Source organism: Chryseobacterium manosquense (assembly GCF_014623485.1).
GTDB lineage: Bacteria > Bacteroidota > Bacteroidia > Flavobacteriales > Weeksellaceae > Kaistella > Kaistella haifensis.
The window spans coordinates 1,743,269-1,765,931 of the sequence record NZ_CP060203.1; the positions used below are offsets into that span (position 1 = coordinate 1,743,269).

General features: G+C 37.0%; 26 protein-coding genes. 8 read left to right on the top strand and 18 right to left on the bottom strand.

The annotated features are described in order from the left end of the window. Window positions 1-27: 27 nt before the first annotated feature. From H0S70_RS08330 to folK, 4 genes are all read right to left on the bottom strand, one after another. Window positions 28-1,935, bottom strand: a complete 1,908-nt coding sequence (locus H0S70_RS08330; RefSeq protein WP_188320482.1) for a RecQ family ATP-dependent DNA helicase — start codon at window positions 1,933-1,935, stop codon at window positions 28-30. Between the two features lie 79 nt (window positions 1,936-2,014). Next, window positions 2,015-3,460, bottom strand: coding sequence for an OmpA family protein (locus H0S70_RS08335; protein ID WP_188320483.1), 1,446 nt, complete (start codon window positions 3,458-3,460; stop codon window positions 2,015-2,017). 34 nt (window positions 3,461-3,494) lie between these two features. Further along, the gene (locus H0S70_RS08340) at window positions 3,495-4,598 is read right to left on the bottom strand and encodes an OmpA family protein (RefSeq protein ID WP_188320484.1); all 1,104 of its coding nucleotides are present in this window, start codon (window positions 4,596-4,598) and stop codon (window positions 3,495-3,497) included. 11 nt (window positions 4,599-4,609) lie between these two features. Continuing rightward, the gene (gene folK, locus H0S70_RS08345) at window positions 4,610-5,122 is read right to left on the bottom strand and encodes a 2-amino-4-hydroxy-6-hydroxymethyldihydropteridine diphosphokinase (RefSeq protein WP_317173132.1); all 513 of its coding nucleotides are present in this window, start codon (window positions 5,120-5,122) and stop codon (window positions 4,610-4,612) included. On the opposite strand from folK, the gene sppA reads away from it, so the two are divergent. After that, the gene (gene sppA, locus H0S70_RS08350; protein ID WP_188320486.1) at window positions 5,052-6,806 is read left to right on the top strand and encodes a signal peptide peptidase SppA; all 1,755 of its coding nucleotides are present in this window, start codon (window positions 5,052-5,054) and stop codon (window positions 6,804-6,806) included. The two genes, folK and sppA, sit on opposite strands and share 71 nt — an antisense overlap. A gap of 63 nt (window positions 6,807-6,869) precedes the next feature. On the opposite strand, the gene H0S70_RS08355 is transcribed toward sppA, so the two are convergent. The 9 genes from H0S70_RS08355 to H0S70_RS08395 form a co-directional block, all read right to left on the bottom strand. Then, window positions 6,870-7,124, bottom strand: a complete 255-nt coding sequence (locus H0S70_RS08355; protein ID WP_088263364.1) for a GlsB/YeaQ/YmgE family stress response membrane protein — start codon at window positions 7,122-7,124, stop codon at window positions 6,870-6,872. Between the two features lie 85 nt (window positions 7,125-7,209). Beyond that, a complete protein-coding gene (gene ftsY / locus H0S70_RS08360; protein ID WP_123248765.1) occupies window positions 7,210-8,166 on the bottom strand; it encodes a signal recognition particle-docking protein FtsY in 957 nt (318 codons plus the stop codon). Between the two features lie 104 nt (window positions 8,167-8,270). Beyond that, window positions 8,271-8,426 (bottom strand): DUF4295 family protein, encoded by a 156-nt coding sequence (locus H0S70_RS08365; protein WP_188320487.1) that lies wholly within the window; start codon window positions 8,424-8,426, stop codon window positions 8,271-8,273. A 19-nt stretch (window positions 8,427-8,445) separates the two neighbouring features. Further along, window positions 8,446-8,628 (bottom strand): 50S ribosomal protein L33, encoded by a 183-nt coding sequence (gene rpmG / locus H0S70_RS08370; protein ID WP_055041631.1) that lies wholly within the window; start codon window positions 8,626-8,628, stop codon window positions 8,446-8,448. Beyond that, window positions 8,628-8,873 (bottom strand): 50S ribosomal protein L28, encoded by a 246-nt coding sequence (gene rpmB / locus H0S70_RS08375; protein ID WP_031501460.1) that lies wholly within the window; start codon window positions 8,871-8,873, stop codon window positions 8,628-8,630. Before rpmB ends, rpmG begins: the two co-directional genes overlap by 1 nt. A 108-nt stretch (window positions 8,874-8,981) precedes the next feature. Continuing rightward, window positions 8,982-9,788 (bottom strand): pyrroline-5-carboxylate reductase, encoded by an 807-nt coding sequence (gene proC, locus H0S70_RS08380; RefSeq protein WP_228453701.1) that lies wholly within the window; start codon window positions 9,786-9,788, stop codon window positions 8,982-8,984. A gap of 25 nt (window positions 9,789-9,813) precedes the next feature. Then, window positions 9,814-10,839, bottom strand: coding sequence for a UDP-N-acetylmuramate dehydrogenase (gene murB, locus H0S70_RS08385; protein WP_188320488.1), 1,026 nt, complete (start codon window positions 10,837-10,839; stop codon window positions 9,814-9,816). Between the two features lie 94 nt (window positions 10,840-10,933). Next, window positions 10,934-12,139 (bottom strand): pyridoxal phosphate-dependent aminotransferase, encoded by a 1,206-nt coding sequence (locus H0S70_RS08390; RefSeq protein WP_188320489.1) that lies wholly within the window; start codon window positions 12,137-12,139, stop codon window positions 10,934-10,936. 154 nt (window positions 12,140-12,293) lie between these two features. After that, on the bottom strand, window positions 12,294-14,438 hold the full coding sequence (locus tag H0S70_RS08395) for a M3 family metallopeptidase (RefSeq protein ID WP_188320490.1): 2,145 nt from the start codon (window positions 14,436-14,438) through the stop codon (window positions 12,294-12,296). A gap of 59 nt (window positions 14,439-14,497) precedes the next feature. On the opposite strand from H0S70_RS08395, the gene H0S70_RS08400 reads away from it, so the two are divergent. Together H0S70_RS08400 and H0S70_RS08405 are read left to right on the top strand one after the other, a co-directional pair. After that, on the top strand, window positions 14,498-15,292 hold the full coding sequence (locus H0S70_RS08400) for a head GIN domain-containing protein (protein ID WP_123248770.1): 795 nt from the start codon (window positions 14,498-14,500) through the stop codon (window positions 15,290-15,292). A 33-nt stretch (window positions 15,293-15,325) separates the two neighbouring features. Beyond that, window positions 15,326-15,628, top strand: a complete 303-nt coding sequence (locus H0S70_RS08405) for a VOC family protein (protein ID WP_188320491.1) — start codon at window positions 15,326-15,328, stop codon at window positions 15,626-15,628. Window positions 15,629-15,740: 112 nt separating this feature from the next. Here H0S70_RS08405 and H0S70_RS08410 read toward each other — a convergent pair whose 3' ends face one another. Genes H0S70_RS08410 through H0S70_RS08420 form a run of 3 tightly spaced genes read right to left on the bottom strand, consistent with a single transcriptional unit; the run spans window position 15,741 to window position 17,573 of the window. Beyond that, complete coding sequence (locus H0S70_RS08410) at window positions 15,741-16,556, bottom strand: TPM domain-containing protein (RefSeq protein WP_088263369.1); 816 nt, start codon at window positions 16,554-16,556, stop codon at window positions 15,741-15,743. Then, the gene (locus tag H0S70_RS08415) at window positions 16,537-16,965 is read right to left on the bottom strand and encodes a TPM domain-containing protein (RefSeq protein ID WP_188320492.1); all 429 of its coding nucleotides are present in this window, start codon (window positions 16,963-16,965) and stop codon (window positions 16,537-16,539) included. The genes H0S70_RS08410 and H0S70_RS08415 overlap by 20 nt, the downstream gene beginning before the upstream one ends. Beyond that, window positions 16,965-17,573 (bottom strand): LemA family protein, encoded by a 609-nt coding sequence (locus tag H0S70_RS08420; RefSeq protein ID WP_123248774.1) that lies wholly within the window; start codon window positions 17,571-17,573, stop codon window positions 16,965-16,967. Before H0S70_RS08420 ends, H0S70_RS08415 begins: the two co-directional genes overlap by 1 nt. A gap of 78 nt (window positions 17,574-17,651) precedes the next feature. Here H0S70_RS08420 and H0S70_RS08425 point away from each other — a divergent pair, with 78 nt between their 5' ends. Both H0S70_RS08425 and H0S70_RS08430 read left to right on the top strand, forming a co-directional pair. Next, on the top strand, window positions 17,652-18,146 hold the full coding sequence (locus H0S70_RS08425; protein WP_188320493.1) for a dihydrofolate reductase: 495 nt from the start codon (window positions 17,652-17,654) through the stop codon (window positions 18,144-18,146). A gap of 39 nt (window positions 18,147-18,185) precedes the next feature. Further along, window positions 18,186-18,752: a hypothetical protein gene (locus H0S70_RS08430; RefSeq protein WP_031501454.1), complete on the top strand. Its 567-nt coding sequence runs from the start codon at window positions 18,186-18,188 to the stop codon at window positions 18,750-18,752. Window positions 18,753-18,831: 79 nt separating this feature from the next. Here the strand turns inward: H0S70_RS08430 and glyA are convergent, their stop codons facing one another. Continuing rightward, window positions 18,832-20,100 carry a serine hydroxymethyltransferase gene (glyA, locus tag H0S70_RS08435; protein WP_317173181.1) on the bottom strand — a complete coding sequence of 423 codons (1,269 nt, stop codon included), beginning with the start codon at window positions 20,098-20,100 and terminating at the stop codon, window positions 18,832-18,834. A gap of 247 nt (window positions 20,101-20,347) precedes the next feature. Here glyA and H0S70_RS08440 point away from each other — a divergent pair, with 247 nt between their 5' ends. Further along, window positions 20,348-20,842, top strand: coding sequence for a Smr/MutS family protein (locus tag H0S70_RS08440; RefSeq protein WP_188320495.1), 495 nt, complete (start codon window positions 20,348-20,350; stop codon window positions 20,840-20,842). A 15-nt stretch (window positions 20,843-20,857) separates the two neighbouring features. On the opposite strand, the gene H0S70_RS08445 is transcribed toward H0S70_RS08440, so the two are convergent. Then, on the bottom strand, window positions 20,858-21,178 hold the full coding sequence (locus tag H0S70_RS08445) for a DUF6370 family protein (protein WP_317173133.1): 321 nt from the start codon (window positions 21,176-21,178) through the stop codon (window positions 20,858-20,860). A 128-nt stretch (window positions 21,179-21,306) separates the two neighbouring features. Here H0S70_RS08445 and H0S70_RS08450 point away from each other — a divergent pair, with 128 nt between their 5' ends. Both H0S70_RS08450 and rsmD read left to right on the top strand, forming a co-directional pair. Beyond that, window positions 21,307-22,029 carry a DUF3822 family protein gene (locus tag H0S70_RS08450; RefSeq protein ID WP_188320496.1) on the top strand — a complete coding sequence of 241 codons (723 nt, stop codon included), beginning with the start codon at window positions 21,307-21,309 and terminating at the stop codon, window positions 22,027-22,029. Continuing rightward, the gene (rsmD, locus tag H0S70_RS08455; RefSeq protein ID WP_228453851.1) at window positions 22,026-22,646 is read left to right on the top strand and encodes a 16S rRNA (guanine(966)-N(2))-methyltransferase RsmD; all 621 of its coding nucleotides are present in this window, start codon (window positions 22,026-22,028) and stop codon (window positions 22,644-22,646) included. Before H0S70_RS08450 ends, rsmD begins: the two co-directional genes overlap by 4 nt. Window positions 22,647-22,663: the final 17 nt, after the last annotated feature.

The following is a 22,663-nucleotide window of genomic DNA, read 5'->3' on the forward strand; positions in this document are numbered from 1 at the left end:
ATATTTTTTTAGGAAAATTGAAGATGATCACTCATTTTTGTACGCATAAGTACGGAAATTGAGCATTTTCACTTCACCAGAATCTAAAAGATGAATCAGATTTTCTAGTATATTTTCCTTTTTGTAGTAGTTTAATTTAATGGCGATTTCTTCAACATTGGAAGGTTTTTGCTTCAGGATTTCAATGATTTCTCGAGAAATATCCCTTCCGAAAACGCTTTCTTTTTGGCTTTCGCAAACGGAACATTGTCCACAATTTTTCACATTTTTCTCCCCGAAATAAGACAAAATCAGTTTCATTTTACAATAGTCGGAATCCTGAAGAAAGAATTTCATTTCCTCCCATTTTTTCAATTTATTTTTCTGAATTTGTTCAAAAAGATTCCAGTATTTTCCGCTTATTGCTCGGTCGTCTCGATGTTTTAAAAATTTAATACTCGCCAAAGCGCCATCGATATATTCCAAAAAGTTTTTTTGTTGAAGTTCTTTAATTCTTTGTTTAATTAAAAAAACATCAACGTCGATTTTTTTGCTCATCGTCATCTCACTGAACATGATTTTATGAGATGAAAGTCCGGAATAATTTCTGAGCAACAGTTCAATAAAATAAGCGTCTTTCTTGGATAACAAATCGATGTCGTCTGGCGCAATTTTTAATTCTAAAGATGAGCGGGATTTATTATTGTTAAAAAAAACAATTTCCTGGACGTGTAAAAAATTAAGAACATTTTTAATTTTAGCCATTGAAGCTTTCGTAAAGTTCTGAATACGCTGCACCTGAAGTTGGAAAACAGTCTCCGGCAAATCGTTTTCAGCAACCTGAAAACTGGAATACAGATAAGAAACGATATCATAAAACTCCTTTTTTGAAGGAATTTGGTTACGAAGAATACTGTCGAGATCCGAAAGTTCCTGTTCATTCCAAAGAAGAAAAGCGTGAGATTCCAATCCATCCCGCCCAGCTCTACCGATTTCCTGATAGTAATTTTCAATCGACGGCGGCGGCGAAAAATGGATTACAAAACGCACATTATCTTTGTCAATTCCCATCCCGAAAGCGTTGGTAGAAACCAAAACGTGGTTGTTGCTGTTGATCCAGTTCGTCTGTTTTTGGTTTTTTTCTTTAACCGGCAATCCTGCGTGAAAGAAATCGACATTGGAAATCTGATTTCTTTGCAAAAACCGGGTGAGTTCTTCGGCTTCCTTTCTGGTTCTTACATAAATAATTCCGGTAGAATTGTTGTATTTGAGGAGGTTTAAGACTCTTTGATATTTATCTGAAATTTTATCTGAAATAATTTTGATATTGGTTCTCCTAAAACTTTTCTGAAACAATACCGGATTGTTGAGGTTCAGTTTCAGCTGAATTTCCCGCAAAACCTGAGGAGTCGCGGTTGCGGTAAGTGCCAAACAAGGAATATTATTGAAATCCTGCCGAAAAGCTTTGATATTCTGATAACTCGGTCGGAAATCCTGTCCCCATTGCGAGATACAATGTGCTTCATCTACCGCAATAAAAGAAATTTGAATTTCCTCGAGATTTTGCAGAAAAACCCGATTGGTAAGACGTTCCGGAGAGACATACAAAATTTTGGTTAAACCATCTTTACATCTGTTGAAAATAACTTCCGCATCAAACTCATCTAATTCGGAAGATAAATATTCAGCTTCAATTCCACTATTTTTCAATTGATAAACTTGGTCTTTCATCAATGCCAAAAGCGGCGAAATAACCAGGCAAGTTCCTTCCAACAAAAGTGCGGGCAACTGATAACATAAAGATTTTCCACCACCAGTGGGTAAAAGCGCCAAAGTATCTTTCCGATTAATTACCGAATTAATGATTTCTTCCTGCGAATCTCTGAAACGATCGTACCCCCAAAAATGCTTGAGGGTTTGAAATTTGAGTTGCTGAAAATCTTGTTGAGAAATCATGGAGTAAAATTACTGAATCTAACTTCATAAAACAAAAAAAGCCACGCAAAGCGCAGCTTTAATTATAAGTATGGGAAAATTATTTTGCTTCGAAGTAAACTCTTCTGTTTGCTCTGTTTTTCCATTCAGGACATTTGGATGCTGGATCGCATTCAGGATATTTAAGGTCTTTTTCACCTCTACCGATTGCGTTTAATTTACCTGATTCTACACCATTTTGGATTAAATAATTCTTCACAGTGTTGGCTCTTCTTTCAGAAAGATTTTGGTTATACGCATCAGAACCTCTGGTATCAGTCGCTCCGATTACGTTATAAGTTCCATTTGAAGAATTGATATAATTTACTGCACTGTTCAAAATAGGAGTATTTGATGGGAGAATTCTATCTGAATTTAAATCAAATTCAATTCCTTCCAAAGTTCTAGTATTATCAGAAACTGTTGAGCTAGAATTGGTAGGGCAACCGTTGTTTTCTACCGGTCCTGGAACAGTTACACATTTATCGTAAAGGTCGATTACACCGTCTAAATCAGTATCTAAAGCAACACCAGCTCCGTCAACTCTTGCACCAGCAGGAGTATCAAGTTGGCGATCCCAATCATCACAAACTCCATCGTTATCTGCATCACCTTTTTTACATACTTCAACATCTTGGTTTTTATCAGCCAAAACATCTAATTTGTAATAAATTTCCTGCAACGGATCGTGCCACATCAAGTGTGATTCGTGTTTTCCTAATTTCAAAGAAAGTCCTAAAGTTGCGTTGAAGAAGTTATCAGAGATTTGATCCTCTCTCTTATTGATGCTGCTGTATTGTTCTCCTCCACCGTCAAATTCATCATCTCCGGTTACGAAATACATCACTCTACCTTCTACATCGATTCTTCGATTAATTTTATATTTTACACCAGCACCAGCTTGTCCAAACATAGAACTGAGTTTAAAAGGTTTAACCTCTGTCATAAGTCTTTGTCCTGAAGCATCTTCCAAATAAGATCTATAAGCCAATGTTCCGATTCCGGCATACCCGTGAAGAGCCCATCTGAAAGGAGATTTGTTATCAACTCTTCTTAATAAATTTGAGAAGTTGATATCTCCTAATAGGGAAATCGCGTCATACTGAGTTCTAGCACCTACATCTTGATAACCAGTACCGGATGCATTATCGGTTTTTGTATTAAACCAACCTTGTCTCGTTTCTCCTTTATCGTATTGAAGATTTAAACCAAATGCGTGGGTAATCGCTTTATCAACACTTAAGTAAGCAGAGTAACCAAAAAGGTTTTTTCCGTTACCATTATTAAGAGAGGTTAAATCAGCAGTAACCAACATTGGAACCCCTGCACCGACAGAAATTGACCAATCGTTAAATCTCTTGGATTCTTGGGTAAATGGAGAAACATTCCCAGATCCTGAGTTGTATGTATTAGGATAACCTCCAGTTGAAACCGCAACTGAGTCCTGCGCGAACATAGCAGTAGGAATTGCTAATGCCAATGCGAAGCTTGCTAAATTTAGTTTCATAAGTTTAATTTTTATAAGTTAAAAATGATGTTTATTATTTAAATACTGTTCCGGCTGGGCAGCCATTATTTTCTACAGGTCCAGGCACTGTAACACACTTGTCATATAAATCGATGACTCCATCTAAATCCATATCAAGTGCTACTCCAGCACCATCTACTCTGGCTCCCGCAGGTGTATCAACCTGGCGATCCCAATCATCACACACTCCATCATTATCTTGATCTCCTTTTTCGCAAACCACTATATCGCTAGGAGTTTCCTCCAAGAATTTAGTTTTATAGTAAGCTTCCTGCAACGGATCATGCCAAGCTAAATGAGACGGATGTTTCCCCAATTTGAATGATAGGCCTAAATTTACGGTAAGCAAATTGTCGCTATATGAATCATTGATAAGGTTGTAATTGATTCTTGGATGTCCGGTTTCTCTTAAATCTCCACCACCATCGAACTCTTCGTCACCACTCATAATATACATTGATCTCAACTCAACGTCCACTAATTTTGATAAATTATATTTGAGACCAACACCAGTCTGTACAAAGAACGAGGCAACACCTAGCTTTTGATCAACGGCAATCGGGAAGGTACGAGGTGCATATTGAGAAACGTCGTTATCCAAAAGCAATGTTTCATACCCTTGGAATCCCATTCCTAAATATCCATGAAGTGCCCATCTGTACGGAGAATTATTATCAACTCTTCTTAATAAATTAGAAAAATTAACATCGCCAAGGAGTGAAATCTGCTGATATTTTGTCCAAGCATTAGCGACACCGGCTTTTACACCTTCTGCTCCTGGCAATTGGCCTTGCTGGTTTGATTTACCCATTTGATACTGCAAACTAAGACCAAAAGTGTGGGAAATTTGCTTGTCTAAACTTACATAAGCGTTCCAACCTTCGTTGATTTTGCCGTCATAAATAGACCTCAAGTCCGAATGCAGCATTATAGCCGCCCCTCCACCGACGGAAACCGCCCAGTCATTAAACCTTCTTGCTGAGTTATCAAACTTTTGAACATTGGCAGAGCCGCTGGAAAAAGTATTCGGATAATCATTTTTTGCTGAAACAGGTGTTTGATCCTGAGCATAAAAAACAAGTGGTAGAGTTAATGATAATAATAAACCTAATTTCATACTTTATGTTTTTAATGTGTTTTAATACTTTCCAACAATGTTCTTGAGAACTCGCGCTGATACAAATGCTTTAAATGAGGAATTTGCAACCGCGTAGATTCAAATTTCAAATCATTAAATAACACAATGTCAATATCAATAATTCTGTCCGTATATCCTTTTGTTACTGCAGAATCTGCTGTTCTTCCCATTTCCAACTCTATCTTTTTTATCAAATTCAAAAGTTTCACAGGCGAAAATTGTGTTTTTAGCACCAATGCAATATTACAAAAATTATAGTTACTGACAAATTCTACGGCCTCATAATGTAATATTTTACTTTTTGTTAAAATTTCGCCAATCTCGCTACTTATGAGTTTTTGCGCAATTTGCAAATTAACTTCAGGATTTCCGAGGTTACTTCCGAGTAACAAAGTGACTGTATGCTGCGACATATTGCAAAATATAAATTTTATGAGAAGTTTTTTTAAAAATGTCTTAGCAAATATAGTTGCAATTATGTTTATTGCTGCAATTTTTTTCATGTTTTTGATTACTTTGCTTGCCGTAAGTGCATTTAGCGACAATGGAATAGCCAAAGTAAAAGAAAATTCCGTCCTTACTTTAGACTTTAAAACCAAGGTAATCGATAGTCCTACAGAGGACAACAGCCATATATTTGCATTTAATGAAAAAGAAAAAAACATTCTTATCTACGAAATGTTGGAAGCCATAAAAAAGGCAAAATCCGATGATAAAATAAAAGGAATCAGTATAGAAACCGACGGAATAATTGCCGGAATGACCCAACTTGACGACATCCGAAATGCATTAGAAGATTTCAAAAAAAGCGGAAAATTTGTGTACGCTTATGGAAATTCTGTTTCGCAATCGGCCTACTATTTAGGCTCAGTTGCTGATCAATACTTTCTAAATCCATCGGGAGGAATTGAACTTAAAGGTATGACCACTGAAGTTCTCTACATGAAAAGCTTCGCTGAAAAATACGGAATCGGAATGGAAGTCATCCGTCACGGAAAATACAAATCTGCTGTAGAACCTTTCTTGAGAGACGATATGTCGCCCGAAAATAAAGAACAAATTTCGACGATGCTGAATGATTTATGGAGCGGAAATTCCACGAAAATGGCAAATTCCAGAAAAATTGATACAGCTCAATTTAGAACCGTAGTCGATAGTTTGTATGGAATTATTCCAGATTTAAGTCTTCAGCATCGACTTGTGGATCGATTGATGCAGAAAACCGAATACGATGATTTCATTAGAGCAAAAATCAACCTAAAGAAAAATGACAAACTGAACAAAATATCTTTCAGCAAATACATCAGCTCATTCAGTAAAGATAATTTTAAAAAAGACAACCAAGTTGCGGTTCTTTACGCATCCGGAGCGATTTATAACGGTGAAGGAAACGATGAGATATATTCGGAAAATTTCGTGAAAGAAATCAAAAAATTAACAGAAAACGACAAAGTGAAAGCGGTAGTTCTCAGAATAAACTCCCCAGGTGGAAGCGCTAACGCATCAGATGAAATTTTGTTTGAAATGCAACAATTGAAAAATAAAAAACCTGTAGTTGTTTCTTTTGGCGATTATGCAGCTTCCGGCGGTTACTACATTGCGATGGCGGCAGATAAGATCTATGCAGAGCCCAACACACTTACCGGATCCATCGGCGTTTTCGGGATGATTCCTTATTTTAAAGAAATTGCCAACAAAAACGGCCTAAGTTCTCATGCAGTAAACACCAACGCCAATTCGAATATGTATTCGCCATTGAACGGAATTACGCCGGGCGGTGTAGCAATAATGACGAAAAGTGTGGAACAGACGTATAAACGATTTGTGCATTTTGTTTCGAAAAACAGAAAAAAATCTTTCGAACAAATTGATGAAGTTGGAGGTGGAAGAATTTGGAGTGGAAAGAGAGCAAAACAAATCGGTTTGGTTGACGAATTGGGAAGTTTAAATGATGCAATTACCTATGCCGCAAAACAAGCCAAATTGAAAGATTTCAATGTAGCACCATATCCAAAAAAAGTAAGTGAATTCGAGCAATTATTTAAGGACATGGAAGAAAACGAAATCTCAACAAAACTCATTAAAAATAAAATAGGCAAAGAGAATTATAAGATTTTCGAACAAATCATCAATCCGAAACTGCAAAGCGAGGTGATGATGGAAATGCCTTATCAAGTGAAATTTTAAGCAAAAAAAACATAAAAAAACCGGTCTGAAAATTCAAACCGGTTTTTTTAGAATAATTTTTTACTATGCTTTTTTGGTAACCATTCCGTAAATCCAAAGGACTAGCAAAGCACCTACTACAGCGAGAAGCATACTTTTAAAGTCGAAATCGTTTACAGTTCCCCAACCGAGCATACTACCGATCCATCCTCCTACGAATGCACCTACGATACCTAAAATGATAGTCATTAGCCAACCCATTCCTTGATTTCCTGGCATAATTAATTTAGCGATTGCACCTGCGATAAGACCAAAAATGATCCAAGTTAAAATACCCATAGTTTTAAAATTTTAATGTTAATATTTAGTATTTGGTTTTCCTAATGATTAGCAGAAAAAGTAATTAAAACAAGGTTATTGGTAATTAATTACGCTTTCTGAAAAATGAATCTACAAATTCCGTTCCATTAAATAATTGCAGGTCCGTCATTTTTTCGCCAACGCCAATATATTTTACCGGAATCTGGAACTGATCCGAAATTCCAATGACTACACCACCTTTCGCAGTACCGTCCAATTTGGTTACTGCCAATGCATTAACTTCAGTAGCTGCGGTAAATTGTTTCGCTTGTTCAAAAGCATTTTGCCCAGTTGAGCCATCCAGCACCAAAAGAATTTCGTGTGGAGCATCGGGAATCACTTTCTGCATCACTCTTTTGATTTTGGTAAGCTCATTCATTAAATTCACCTTATTGTGAAGTCTTCCTGCAGTATCGATGATTACAACATCCGCATTACTAGCTACAGCACTTTGTACGGTATCAAAAGCAACAGAAGCCGGATCGGAACCCATTCCTTGTTTAATAATGGGTACGCCTACTCTTTCGCTCCAAATCACCAATTGATCCACAGCCGCCGCACGAAAAGTATCTGCAGCGCCTAAAACTACTTTTCTTCCTTCGGATTTAAATTGATGCGCCAACTTACCAATGGTCGTCGTTTTGCCTACACCGTTTACACCAACAACCATAATCACATAAGGTTTTTTGGTCTCATCGACATTTCCTGATCCTGAATGGGGATTTTCCAAAAGCAATCCGGATATTTCTTCGCGAAGAATAGCATCAAGTTCATCGGTGCTCACAAATTTATCACGAGCGACGCGATCTTCGATTCTTTGGATAATTTTTATCGTTGTAGAAGCACCAACATCGGAAGCGATCAGCACTTCTTCCAGATCATCCAGCACTTCATCATCAACTTTCGATTTTCCTACAACCGCTTTGGAAATCTTTTCGAAAAACCCCTGATTCGATTTCTCGAGCCCTTTGTCTAAAGTTTCCTTTTCTTCTTTTTTAAATATATTTTTAAACCAACTCATTATCGAAATTTATTTCAGATTTTATCAGTCCTATTAAATCATAGCAAAGATAAAAAAAAACTACCCAAAAATTGGATAGTTTTATATCATAAGCTTATATAGAATTATTTTTTCAAATAACTATCTACATCATCAGCGTTCATTACTTTTTCTTCGAAAACGTAGGCTCCGGTTTTATGAGACTTTACCATTTTCACTACTTTGGTCATTTTTTTAGACCCTGCTCCACCCTGAAGTGTTGCTACTACTTTCTTTGCCATTTTTTATTATTTTAAAAAATTACTTGATCTCTTTGTGAAGGGTGTATTTTTTAAGAACAGGATTGTATTTTTTCAATTCCAATCTCTCAGTAGTGTTCTTTTTATTTTTTGTCGTAATGTATCTTGACATTCCTGCTACACCAGTCTCTTTGTGCTCGGTGCACTCAAGAATCACCTGTACTCTGTTACCTTTTTTAGCCATTACTTATCTTTTTTTATAAATCCGTTTCTAGTTGCTCTTTCCAATGCTTCTTCGATACCAATCTTGTTGATAACTCTCAATCCGTGTGCAGAAACTTTTAGGGTTACAGATTTTTCTTGCTCCGGAAGGTAAAATTTCTTCTCCAATAAGTTAATTTCAAAACGACGCTTCGTTTTGTTATTAGCGTGAGAAACATTGTTTCCAACCATGGCACGCTTTCCTGTTATTTGGCAAATTCTTGACATATCTCGATGTTCTTTATTACTACTTATAATTTGAGAGTGCAAAATAACGAAGAAAATTTTAGATAGACAAATATTTATCAATTAATTATTTATAAATTTCTAAAATCACTATCTGCTCAACTCCTTCGACCTTCTCTCCGCAGCTAATATGGCTTTCTGTATCGTTTCGTTCAGCTGATTTCTTTCAAAGACCTGCAAGGCTGCTTCGGTTGTCCCACCTTTTGAAGCAACATCTTCAATAAGTTGCTCCAGGTTTTTTTCGGAATTATTAATTAAATGATAGGCTCCGAGCATGGTTTGCTTGACAAAAAGTTTCGAAAGATTTTCATCAATTCCCATCTCCACTCCTGCTTTGATCATAGCATCTACAATATAATAAAAATACGCTGGTCCGCTGCCGGAAAGCGCTGTGACGCTATCAAGAAGATCTTCATCTTCCAAATAAATAGAGCGGCCAGTAGCGTTGAGTAATCTTTCAATCGACATCAGTTCATTGAAAGAAATCCCTTCCGCCACGCTATATCCGGTTATTCCCATTCCGAGAAGTGTCGGGGAATTAGGCATGGCACGAACTACTTTTTTGTGATTAATAAATTTTTGAATTTGCTTAATTTTGATCCCCGCCATGATAGAAAGAATCATCTGATCTTCCTTACATTGAAATGAAAAATTTTCCATCAAAAGCTGAAAATCCTGTGGTTTGACAGCGATAATCACCAAATCGGAATCGATAATAATATCTTCATAAAAAACAGAAATCTTTGATCCCGGAAATTCTTCTGTAAGCCGCGGAATGTTGCTCTTTTTTCTGGTAATTAACTGGAGGTGTTCAGGCTTAATGAGTTCGTATTTTAAAAAAGATTTCGCAAACGAAATCCCCATTTTCCCGGCTCCCAGAATGGTTATTTTCATCATTTTAAATTACTTTTTTATTCTATTTTCAGATAATGTTAACCTCTCTTTCGAGTTCAATACCGAATTTTTCCTTTACCGAATCAATTATCATCGTTGAAAAATCAAAAATTTCCTTTCCCGAAGCCTCACCGGTCGCATTGATAATCACCAATGCCTGCAATTTGTGCGAAGCAACATTGCCGATTTGTTTCCCTTTCCAGCCGCATTGTTCAATCAGCCAACCCGCAGGAACTTTCACCAAATCTCCATTCGGATAACCGGGAATATTTTCGAATTTTTGCTTTAAATCATTAAATTGTACCAAAGGAATGCTCGGATTTTTAAAAAAACTTCCGGCATTTCCAATCAATTTCGGATCGGGTAATTTACTCTGTCTTATGGCGATTACAGCTTTCGAAACATCTTGAATCGTAGGATTCTGAATTCCTAAATTTTCCAGTTCAGAAGATATAGCTCCGTATTCTGTTTTAACAGAATGATTTTTCGTGGTCAATCGGAACGCCACTTCCAAAATCACGTATTTTCCCTTTCCTTCTCTTTTGAAAAACGATTCGCGATAACCGAATTTACATTCTTTATTGGTGAAATTTTCGATCTCCAATGTTTCCAGGTTTAAAACTTTGCAGCTTACAAAACGATCTTTGATTTCCACGCCATAAGCTCCGATATTTTGCATCGGCGAAGTGCCTACATTTCCCGGAATCAACGAGAGATTCTCTAATCCTCCGTAGTTTTTATTCAAACAATATTGAACAAATTGATGCCAGTTTTCCCCAGCTTGCGCGGTAACAAGAACGGTATTATCGTCGATAATTCCCTCAGTAATTCCTTTTAAATTTAATTGAATAACCAATCCATTAAAATCTTTGGTCAACAAAATATTGCTTCCTCCTCCCAAGAAAAGTGGTTGATCGTTGATATTTGATTGTTGATGATTTTTTAAAACATGCAATAATTCATCAACAGAACTAACTACGGCAAAATATTTCGCCGAAACGTCAACTCCGAAAGTATTGTGTTTTTTTAATGAGAAATTTTCTTGGATGTTCATATTTTTAAAAAATTTCAACTCAAATAGTAATTATCGGCTAAAGCCAAAACCTGATTTATAAATTAAAAAACGGGCTAAAGCCCGTTCTCATCGACTAAAAATTAAACTCGATTTTATATTTCTGAAGCGCGTCTTCCAATAATTCTACACTTCTTCGCAAATCTGCTTCTTTTAAGACATAAGCAATTCGTACTTGTTTTTTTCCGAGTTCCGGATTGCTGTAAAAACCGCTCATTGGGGCTACCATAATGGTTTGTCCGTTGTTTGAATAATGTTCCAGAAGCCATTGTGCAAATGTATCGGAATCATCCACCGGAAGTTCGGCTACACAATAAAATGCCCCTTTCGGTTTCGGACAAATCACTCCAGGAATTCCGTTGAGCAAATCAACCAAAACATTTCTTCGGTGGGTATATTCTGCGCGCACTTTCATGATATAAGCGCTGTCATTTTGGTGAGCAGCTGTTGCGGCAATTTGTCCCAGTAGTACCGGACTGAGCCGTGCTTGTGCAAAAAGCATCGCTGCATCATGGATTTTTTTCGAACGGGTAATCAAACAACCAATTCGCGCTCCACACATCGAATAACGTTTCGATTCAGAATCGATGATAACGCAGTTTTCTGCGATTTCCGGGAAAGCCAACATCGAAGTTTGCTGTTTTCCATCGTACACATATTCGCGATAAACCTCATCGGAAATTATCACGATATCGTGTTTCAAAGCAATTTCTGCGAGTTGTTGCAATTCTTCTTTTGTGTAAAGATAACCGGTAGGATTTCCGGGATTACAAATGATAATAGCGCGGGTTTTGGAGGTAATTTTCTTTTCAAATTCTTCAATTTTCGGAAGCGCAAATCCCGTATCGATAGTTGAAGGAACCGCGACAACCTTTACGTTGAACGCATTGGTAAAACCATTGTAATTCGCATAGTAAGGTTCCGGGATAATGACCTCATCACCATCATCACAAAGGGTAGAAATAGCAAAATTCAAAGCTTCCGATCCGCCGTTGGTTACAATGAAATTATCTGTGTTAAGATCCTCAAAACCCAAGGAATGATAATAATCTTTCAACGCAGTTCTATATTCGATGTTGCCTTCAGAAAGGGCGTATTCGAAAATTTTTAAATGGTTGTTTTTTACTGCATTCAGTGCTGTTTCAGGAGTTTCAATATCGGGCTGACCGATATTTAAATGAAAAACTTCCAGCCCTTTTTGCTTTGCTTGGATCGCAAACGGAACTAATTTTCTTACAGGTGAAGCAGGCATATTTTCTGCTCTATGAGAAATTTTCGGCATTATGTTGAATTTGCCTCAAAAATAAGAAAATTTTAGGAGCAATAAAATTCCTTTTCTTTAAAGTGATAAATATGTGTTTTCTCCTTTTAAAATATAAAAAACCGTCCAGGAATAGTGAACGGTTTTTGAAATCATTAATTCAAAATTAATTCGATTACTTGATAAATCCTTTATTTTTCAGCAAAGGTTTGATATCCGGAGTTCTACCGGTGAAATCTTTATATGCTTGAATTAAATCCACGGAATTCCCTACAGAAAGGATGTATTTTCGGAAACGATCTCCGTTTTCACGCGTCATTCCGCCATGAGTGGTGATCCAATCCCAAGCATCCGCATTCAGCAAATCACTCCACATATATGCATAATAACCTGCAGAGTAGCCACCGCCCCAAATGTGCGCGAAATAAGGCGTATGATATCTCGGTGGAACCTGCTTCAAGTTGAAACCATATTTAGCTAGGACTTCTTTTTCAAATTCTAATGTTGGCTTAAACTGCGATTCATCAGTTACGGAATGCCAATTCATATCTATAGTAGCAGCAGAAACCAGCTCCGTCGTAGAATAACCTTGATTAAAGCTTGCCGCTTTTTTTATCTTATCAACCAAAGCTTGTGGCATTGGCTTTTTGGTTTGGTAATGAAGTGCATAATTCTTTAAAACAGAAGGTTCCAGAGCAAAAAACTCGTTGATCTGCGAAGGAAATTCAACAAAATCTCTTGGCGTATTGGTTCCGGAAATCGAAACATATTTCTGGTTCGCAAAAAGACCATGCAAAGTATGTCCAAATTCATGGAACATTGTAGAAACATCATCATAAGAAATCAGTGATGGTTTTCCTTCAGCTGGTTTTTGATAATTAAATACATTCACAATCACCGGTTTTTGACCCAGCAAATGCGATTGTTCAACAAAATTACTCATCCAAGCGCCACCATTTTTATTGCTTCGTGTATAGAAATCAAGATAATACAACGCCATGGATTTTCCGTCGCGATCGAAAACTTCGTAAGCCACTACATCCGGGTGATAAACCGGCAAATCTTTTCTTTCTTTAAAAGTAATTCCATAGAATTTCTCCGCCGCATAGAAAACTCCTTTTTCCAACACAGTTGATAATTCAAAATAAGGTTTGATTTCGTTTTCATCAAGGTCATATTTTGCTTTTCTCACTTGTTCAGAATAAAAATTCCAATCCCAAGGTTCTACCGTGAAGCCACCTTTTTGCTGATCAATCAAAGCTTGAATTTCATCGCTTTCTCTTTTAGCAGTTTCTACAGCTGGTTTTGCGAGTTGCGCTAAAAGATTCATTGCATTTTCCGGAGTTTTCGCCATTTGATCCTGAAGTTTCCATTCGGCGAAAGATTTTTTACCAGAAAGATGCGCTTTTTCCATTCTTAGTTTTGCCTGTCTCTCCAAAATACTTCTGGTATCATCCGCATTTCCTTTTTCCGCGCGGTACCAAGATGCTTTGAATAGTTTTTCTCTTGTCGCTCTGTTTTTCAAATTCTGAAGAAGTGGTTGTTGTGTGGTATTAATCAAAGTGAGCAAATATTTTCCTTCATACCCTGCAGCTTTTGCATCTGCGGCTGCGGCAGCCAATTCGTCGGCGGAAAGACCGTCAAGTTCTTTCACATCAGAAATTAAAACTGCTCCATTCTTTCTCGCATTCAATAATTTATTAGAAAACTGAGTCGAAAGTGTTGCCAATTCTTCATTAATTTTCTTTACTTTTTCCTTATTTTCTTCGGAAAGATTAGCCCCGGCAATTTCGAAATTTGTTTTGTACAATTCCAAAACTCTCTTTTCTTCAGAACCTAAACCATCAGTTTTAATGGCTTTAATTCGCGAATAGAGTTTTTCGTTAAGATAAATTTTATCGCTCAAACCTGAGAAAATTGGAGCATATCCTTCTTCCAATTTTTGCAAAGCTGGATTGGTATTGGAACCTGTCAAATTATAAAATACAATTTGGGCTCTTTTCAATACTTCTCCACTGTTTTCTAAGGCGAGAATCGTGTTTTCAAAAGTTGGAGCTTCAGTATTGTTTGCAATTTTTTCAATTTCCGCAAGCTGAACTTTCATTCCATAATCGAAAGCAGGTTTGAAATCTTCGTCTTTAATTTTGTCGAATTCCGGTGCTTGATACTGCAAACTGCTTTTTTTCATAAAAGGGTTTGTGGCCAAACTAGCGTCGGGAGCCGGAATCTCGGTGGATTGTGCTTCTGTATTTTTCATTGTGGTACAGGCGGTATTCATCGCCAAAGAAGAAATTAATAATAGGGATGTAATATTTTTCATTTTTAAACTGTAATTGAAGTAAAGGTATTAAATTTAAACAAAAATAAAAACTCATTTTCATGAAATCACTCTTAATCTCTGCTTCTGTGGCATTTATTTTAATGTCGTGCAATGTAAAATCCGACAACGGAATTTCCTTTAACATGGCTCCAAAAGAAGGACAAGGAATCATCAAAACCCAAGAATTTGTAAAAGATTTCGATGAGATCAAAGTTGCTCAATCTATTTCGGCAGAAGTGGTGAAATCTGATCAAGAAAAAGTGGTGATCAGCGCTCCAAGCGATATTATCGATGATATCTTAGTAGAAAACACCGACGGAAAACTTTACATTCATTTCAAACCTAATGTAAATATCTCAGCGAGAAATGTCGCTGCTAAAATTTTCGCGAAAGATTTTTCGAAAATCGAAGCAAGTTCTTCGGCAGACATTAAGATTAAAGACAAATTTACCCAAGACAAAACCGATATTGAAGTTTCGAGTTCCGCAGAAATCTCCGGAGATTTGGAAGCGAATGATTTATCGATCGAGGTTTCAAGTTCTGGAACTTTTTCCGGACAAATCTGGGCAGTAAATCTAAGTTCAGAAGTAAATTCTTCCGGCGACATCAAAATTTCAGGAAAAACAAAAAATGCAGAGTTAGACGCATCATCTTCCGGAACATTAAACGCACAAAATGTGATCGCCGAAAACGCAGAAATTGAAGCTTCGAGCAGCGGAAGCGTAAGCGTTTCGGTAAGCCGACAACTAAATGCATCGGCAAGTTCTTCGGGAGATATTTCTGTGATTAAAAAAGGAAACCTAAACATCATTAGCCAAAAAGAAAGCAGCGGCGGAAGTATTTCTATCCAATAATTTTTGATGGCTTTCTATAATTAAAACGACTTTATGCTGACCCACATTCATCCAAAAATTCCGATGCGCAATAAGGAAATTACCCGAAATTTCTATATCAATTCGTTGGATTTTGAGGAAATTGGAGCGGTTGATTTTAATGAATATTTGATGATTAAAGAAGACCAGATCGAGTTGCATTTTTTCTTGTTTGAAAGCATCAATCCGTTGGAAAATTATGGACAAGTTTACATTCGAACAGATGGTATTGAATCTTTGTACGAAGATTTCCTCCGAAAACAAATTGATATTCATCCTAACGGAAAATTGCAAGAAAAACCTTGGGGACAGAAATAATTTTCAATTCTGTATCCAGATGGTAACCTGCTTACTTTCGGACAATCTTCAGATTAATTCATAAAAAAATCAGTCACTTCGCGACTGATTTTTTTTATTTTTATTGAAACAATTACCATCCACCAGAAGCTCCACCCCCTCCGAAACTTCCGCCTCCGCCGAAGCCTCCAAATCCGCCTCCTGATCCGCCTCCAAAACCACCACCGCCGAATCCGCCGCCAAAGCTTCCAGGGAAAGGGAAAAATCCTCCCGGATAAGTCCTTCTTCCGCGTCGGGATAAAATGACATCTTCATCGTCGTCATTATTGTTTCTGCCGCCTCCACCCTTGTTTCCGAACAAAAAGCTCAGAATCAAAAACACAAAGAAAGCAATCACTAAAATTTGTAAAACGCTTAATCCTTCGTGATCTGAAGTTTCTTTCGTTATTGGCTTAAATTTACCCTGAACAGCTTCCATCAACGCAGTTGTACCACGATCGATGCCTTGATACCAAAGTCCCTGTTTGAAGTTGGGCGTAACGATATAGTCTAAAATCTGGCCGGCAACTGACGCAGTAAGGTATTTTTCTACACCTCTACCTTGTTGTATTGCCATCTTTTGATCTTCCGTGGCAATCAGAAAAACAATTCCATTGTCTTGTTCTTTTTCACCAATTCCCCATTTTTCGCCATACATAGTCGCAAGGTAATTCACGTCCTCGCCGCCGGAATTTGGGATAATGATCACTACAATTTCAGTAGAAGTTGAGTCGGCAAACTTGATTAGTTTCTGGTTGAGTTGCTCTTTTTCGGCCGCTGTCAAAAGATTTACCTGATCATAAACAGGATAAAGAACTGCAGGTTTTTTCGGTACCAATTGAGCAAAAGCAATTACACTTAAGCCAAGAAACAAAAGAGCGAAAAAAATTTTAAGAGAAGGTAATCTCATTCGACAATTCATTGGGATTTTTTCCCGTAATCGGGAAATGTTTTTTAAGTTCCAAACCGGTTTCGAGCACTGCATTTTTAAGTCCTTCGAAATAATTTCCTTTGACAAATTCCTGAGTGATTTTATCGTGCAATCGGTCCCAGAAATCCTGGTGAACCTTCGCATGAATTCCGGCATCTCCTATAATCGTGAGGTAATGCTGCTCGAAATTCACATGAAAAAGTACCGCATTCCGCTCAGCTGTTTGATCTTTGCAGAGTTTTTTGAAAACTTCAAAAGCGATTTCTGCGTTGTTTCCTTCGGTAGTGGAATCAATATGAATCCGGATCTCTCCGGTGGAATGATCTTCGGCTGTTTGAATGGCTTCCACGAGGGAAGCCATTTGATAATCTGTTAGGAAATTACTCATTAATTGGTGAATACTTCAGGTGCTTTTTCAGCTCCTGCAGCAGCTTTGAAATAAGGTTTTTCTTTAAAATTGGTAAAATTGGCCAGAATATTATTCGGGAAAGTTTTAATCGTAGTATTGTAATCCTGAACAGCTTCGTTGTAATAAACAGTTTCAGATCTGATGCTGTTTTCAATCGCGGTGTACTCTCTTTGGAAATTGATATATTGCTGATCTGCTTTCAAATTTGGGTAACTTTCAACTACCGCCATCAATCTGCTGAGTGCACCACTTAATTCGCCTTGTGCAGCCTGGAATTTCGCCATATCAGCTTCCGTCATATTGGTTGGATCAATGGTCATTGATGTTGCTTTGGAACGGGCTTCAATCACTTTTTTTAAAGTTTCCTGCTCAAATTGTGAATAAGATTTCACGGTTCTTTCAAGGTTCGGAATTAAGTTCGCACGTTTTTGGTAAACGGTTTCTACATTCGACCACTTGGTGTTTACATTTTGTTCTTTGGTGGTAAACGTATTATAGCCATTTTTACCCCAGAAAAATAATACTGCAGCAATAACGAGAAGAGCGATACCAATGGTTCCAGCGCTCATACAACCTCTGTTTTTCATAGTTTAATATTTTTAATGTTTTTTATTCGGTACCCAAATATACAAATTATGTACTAAATTTGTAAAAATTTAAAAAAAATGACAACAATTGTAGTAGCCATGGGCTTAAGCAATGAAATCGGTGCTGACAATCAGCTACTTTGGCATCTTCCGAAAGATCTCAAACATTTCAAAGAAATCACCACCGGTCACCCGATCATCATGGGACGAAAAACTTATGAAAGTATCGGTAAACCACTTCCCAACCGCACCAATATTGTTGTCAGCAGAAAAAAAGATTGGTTCCAGGAAGGTATTTTAATTGTAGGAAGCATCAAAGAAGCCATAAAATTTGCAAAAAAAATGGATGAAAATATTTTCATCATCGGAGGTGGTAATATTTATGAACAAACCATCGATCTTGCCGATCAATTGGAAATCACTCAAGTGAAAGCAAACCTGAAAGCGGATGTTTTCTTCCCCAAAATTAACCCGAAAATTTGGAAAAAAACACAAGAAACCTGCCACGAAAAAGACGAACAGAACGAGTACGACTTCTGTTTCCAAACATTTGTCAGAAAGTCTGAAATCTAAGATCTTATTTTTATCTTTGCACTTCAAAAAAATTAAATAATGAACAAATACATAAAATTCGTAATCGCCGCATTGATGATTGCCGCTGGAATTTATCTGATGATGAACCGAAATATTGGTTGGGGAATCGTGGTCGTAATCTTATCCGCAATTCCAATCTTATTATTTTATAAGAACGAATTCATCCTTGCCGCTTTCTGGTATTTAAGAAAACAAAATATGGCAAAAGCTGCGCAATGGCTCGGTAAAATCACAAATTTCGAAACGCAGCTTCATAAATCTCAGTATGGATATTTCCACTATCTTCAAGGGTTAACCCTGGCTCAGGAAAATCCTTCGAAAGTGGAACCTTTCATGAAAAAAGCGCTAGAATACGGTTTAAACATGAAGCACGACCGAGCGATGGCCACTTTGAATATTGCTGCAGGAGCGATGCAAAAAGGAAGAAAACAAGAAGCCAGCAAGTTGTTGGAAGAAGCTAAAAGATTGGACACTGCGGGAATGATGACCGACCAAATCAAAATGATGAAAGATCAATTGAAAATGCCATCAATGCAAAAGCACATGCACAACCCGAACATGAGACAAAGAGGAAAATTCTCTTAATTTTTCCTGAATTTCAATAAAAAAAATCCTGAATTGCTTCAGGATTTTTTGTTTTTAAAATGTATTAAAACTTTATCAATTAGTATTGAAACAAAGGTTTTGAATTCATTAATTCATTTACTTTTTGTCTCACTCCGGAAATCACCGATTCATCTTTAAGGTTCATCACCACATCATTAATTAATCCTGCAATCACTTCCATATCGTTTTCTTTCAATCCTCTGGTCGTAATCGCAGCAGTTCCCAAACGAATTCCCGAAGTGGTAAACGCAGATTTGTCATCGAAAGGAACCATATTTTTATTACAAGTAATGTCGGCTTTTACCAATGCTTTTTCGGTTTCTTTTCCGTTAACATTTTTGTTTCTTAGATCAACCAACATCAGGTGATTATCCGTACCACCGCTTACGATATCAAAACCATTTGCAATCATCGCTTTCGCTAAAGCTTGGGCATTTGCAACAACTTGTTTTGCATAAACTTCAAATTTATCATCAATCGCTTCAGCAAAAGCTACTGCTTTTCCAGCAATGACATGCTCCAACGGACCGCCTTGAATTCCAGGGAAAACAGCGCTATCCAAAACGGCACTCATCATTTTAGTTTCACCTTTTGGAGTTTGATGACCATAAGTGTTTTCAAAATCTTTGCCCATCATAATCAATCCACCTCTCGGTCCACGAAGGGTTTTATGAGTGGTAGTTGTTACTACATGGCAATGTTCGAATGGCGAGCTCAGCAATCCTTTGGCAATTAAACCTGCTGGATGCGCAATATCCGCCCAAAGTGTTGCCCCTACTTCATCAGCAACTTCACGGAATTTTTTAAAATCAATATCTCTGGAATAAGCAGAATACCCTGCGATGATCATTTTCGGTTTTACTTCCAATGCTTTCAGGCGCATCGCTTCGTAATCGATCAGCCCAGATTCACGGTCCACTCCATAAAAATTCGCTCCGTACTGAATTCCGGAAAAATTTACAAAAGAACCATGAGTAAGGTGGCCTCCCATGGATAAATCCAATCCTAAAATCTGATCTCCCGGCTTCAGAACTGCCAAATAAATCGCTGCATTAGCTTGTGAACCGGAATGAGGCTGCACATTGGCATATTCTACTCCGAAAAGTTGTTTTGCTCTTTTGATAGCGAGAGTCTCAACCTCATCTACCACTTCGCAACCACCATAATATCTTCTTCCCGGATACCCTTCAGCATATTTATTTGTTAATACGCTGCCCATAGCTTTCATCACGTTTTCTGAAACAAAATTTTCTGATGCGATGAGTTCAATGCCGTGGGTTTGCCTTTGTCTTTCCTGTTCTATAAGGTCAAAAATTGGATCCATAATGATAATTAAATTAAATATTTGTGGTTTAAAATTTCTGCAGATTTTCTTGCATTATTGGTTTCAAATTTAGTCATTTTTCACGAAAAGGCCTTAAAGATTTTTCATGTATTTGAAATCATTTTTCAGCAATAAAGCACTTTTTAACTCTTCAAGAAATTTAAATTCGTGAAAACTGGTCAGTCAATACTTTTTCAAAATTTCCGCCCGTTCATCTTAATTTGTATTTTTGCACGAAGAACATTTCACCATGAAAATCGGCGACAAAGTTTCAGCCATTGATGAAGATTTAAAAGGAACCATCACTTCCGTGAAGGGAGAAATCGTGGTTTTCAAGGATGAACACGGCTTTACTCATCAATTTAAAAAAAATAAATTGGTACCACAAAATCCCGAAATTTACGAACATGTGAAAACGGTTAGAAAAGCCGAAATCCCAAAACCCATTTCCAAAAAACACCACAAAAAACATCTGGTGCTCGATTTACATTTTGAAAATTTGGTAAAAAATCCAGCGGATTATGATGCTTTTGAAAGAATTTTCATGCAAAAAGAAAAATTGGTAGAAACTTTGGATTTCTGCCGAAAAAACAACTTGAAAAAATTAGAAATTATCCACGGAATCGGCGATGGCGTGTTGCAAAGGATGGTACACGATTACCTGATCGGGCAAACCAATTTGGAATTTGACGACCACGATTTTTTCTACCATCAACGGGGAAGCGTCTTGGTAACTTTGAAATAAATTTTACTTAAAAAATTATTTACTCTTCGGCAACAACTTGAATGAAGTCGCTACAAACTTGTCGCCTTTGATAGTTCCTGTCACTTCTGCCTTTCGAACCGCATTGCAAAAACCTTCTTCCGAATGCGCATCACCGTGATCATCGATGCGGGTTCCTTCCACAAAATAAGATTTTCCGCCCATTCTCACTGCTAAATCACAACCTTTTTTGCCTTTCATTTTAAACTGGCACTGTCCGCAAGCAACATCTACAACTTGTTTGATCTGTTTGGACTGAGAAAAAACACTGATTCCTGCAAAAAGCAAAATCATGAACAATAAACTTTTCAGTTTCATAATTATTTTTGGTAAAAATAGCATATTTAACTAAAAAAAATGCCTTTTCACCACCTGAATTTCATCAATATCCGGCAGATCAGGACATACTCCTATTTTTTTATTAAATTTGCTGTCGATAAAAAATTATGCAAAAGCTTTCTCTTCTTTTCACCAAAGATGGTTTACAATACCAGATTTCCAAAAACAGAAATGTTTCCGAGGAACAATCTTTTTTTGTAACCGAGGAAACTCCTGAAAACGATATCGTCGATCAACTTGCCAAAGTTTTAACGAATAAAAATATTAAGGAAATTGCTGTTTTTTCGGCTTTAAATCATTTCACTTTAATGCCCGAAGGTTTTTCGCAACACGATTTGGGTTACGATTTGATTGCTTATAATGCGCCTGTAGATCGAGAAAATGAAGAATTAATGCTTTCGGTGAACAAGAAATTTGGAGTTCAGTTTTATTATACTTTTCCTAAAAATTATTATCAATTAATTAAAGATTTGAACGTTGCAACAAACTTTAATTTCTCGGGGGAAAAATTTTTGAACACCATCAATCCGAAAAACCAAAAAGAAATTCATATCAATTTGTATCATAATCAATGTGAATTTTTCGCATTGAACCAGAAAAAAATTGTGCTTTACAATAATCTGGACGTGAATTCGGAGGTCGATTTTCTTTATTTCATCATGTTTACATTAAGCAAAATAGGATTTGGAATCAATGAAACCCAGTTTTTGGTGTATGGCGAAACCACTGAAAACGAAACCTTTATCTCCGAACTCAGAAAATTTGTAAAAAATCTGAAAATCGTTTACGACAATATACCGAAGAAAAATTTCATCCTCAACGCACAATAACCGCTCGCCTCACCCAACAATCCTTAATTATGTACAGAATTATCAGTGGAAGATGGAAATCGAAAAGAATTTCTGCTCCCAAAAATTTCGAAGTAAGACCGACCACCGATTTTGCCAAAGAAGCTCTTTTTAGCATCATCGAAAACCGTTTCAGTTTTGATATTGGAAGCAGCGCTGTACTCGATCTTTTTGCGGGAATTGGTTCGATTTCTTTGGAATTTGCTTCTCGTGGTTGCCAAAATGTGACGTCTGTAGAAATGAATCCGAAACACGCTGCTTTCATCAATTCTACTGCTGCAGAACTCGATATGAGTTTACAAATCAATGTACAGCGCGCCGATGTTTTCGATTATTTAAATAAAAACAGAAACCGAAAATTGCACGAAATTATCGTTGCCGATCCTCCGTTCGAAACGGACGAAAAAAAATACAACGAATTGATCGCATTGGTTTTAAATAATGCGTTTTTAAAGGAGAACGGAATTTTTATTTTGGAACATCAAAGCAGAACCAAACTTGAACATCCGAACTTGCTCGACACCCGAAAATACGGAAATGTGAGCTTCTCTTTCTTCAAGCCTAATGAAACTGAAACTGCTGAATCTTTCGCAGATTAAGCTCTTTTTCCCAACTT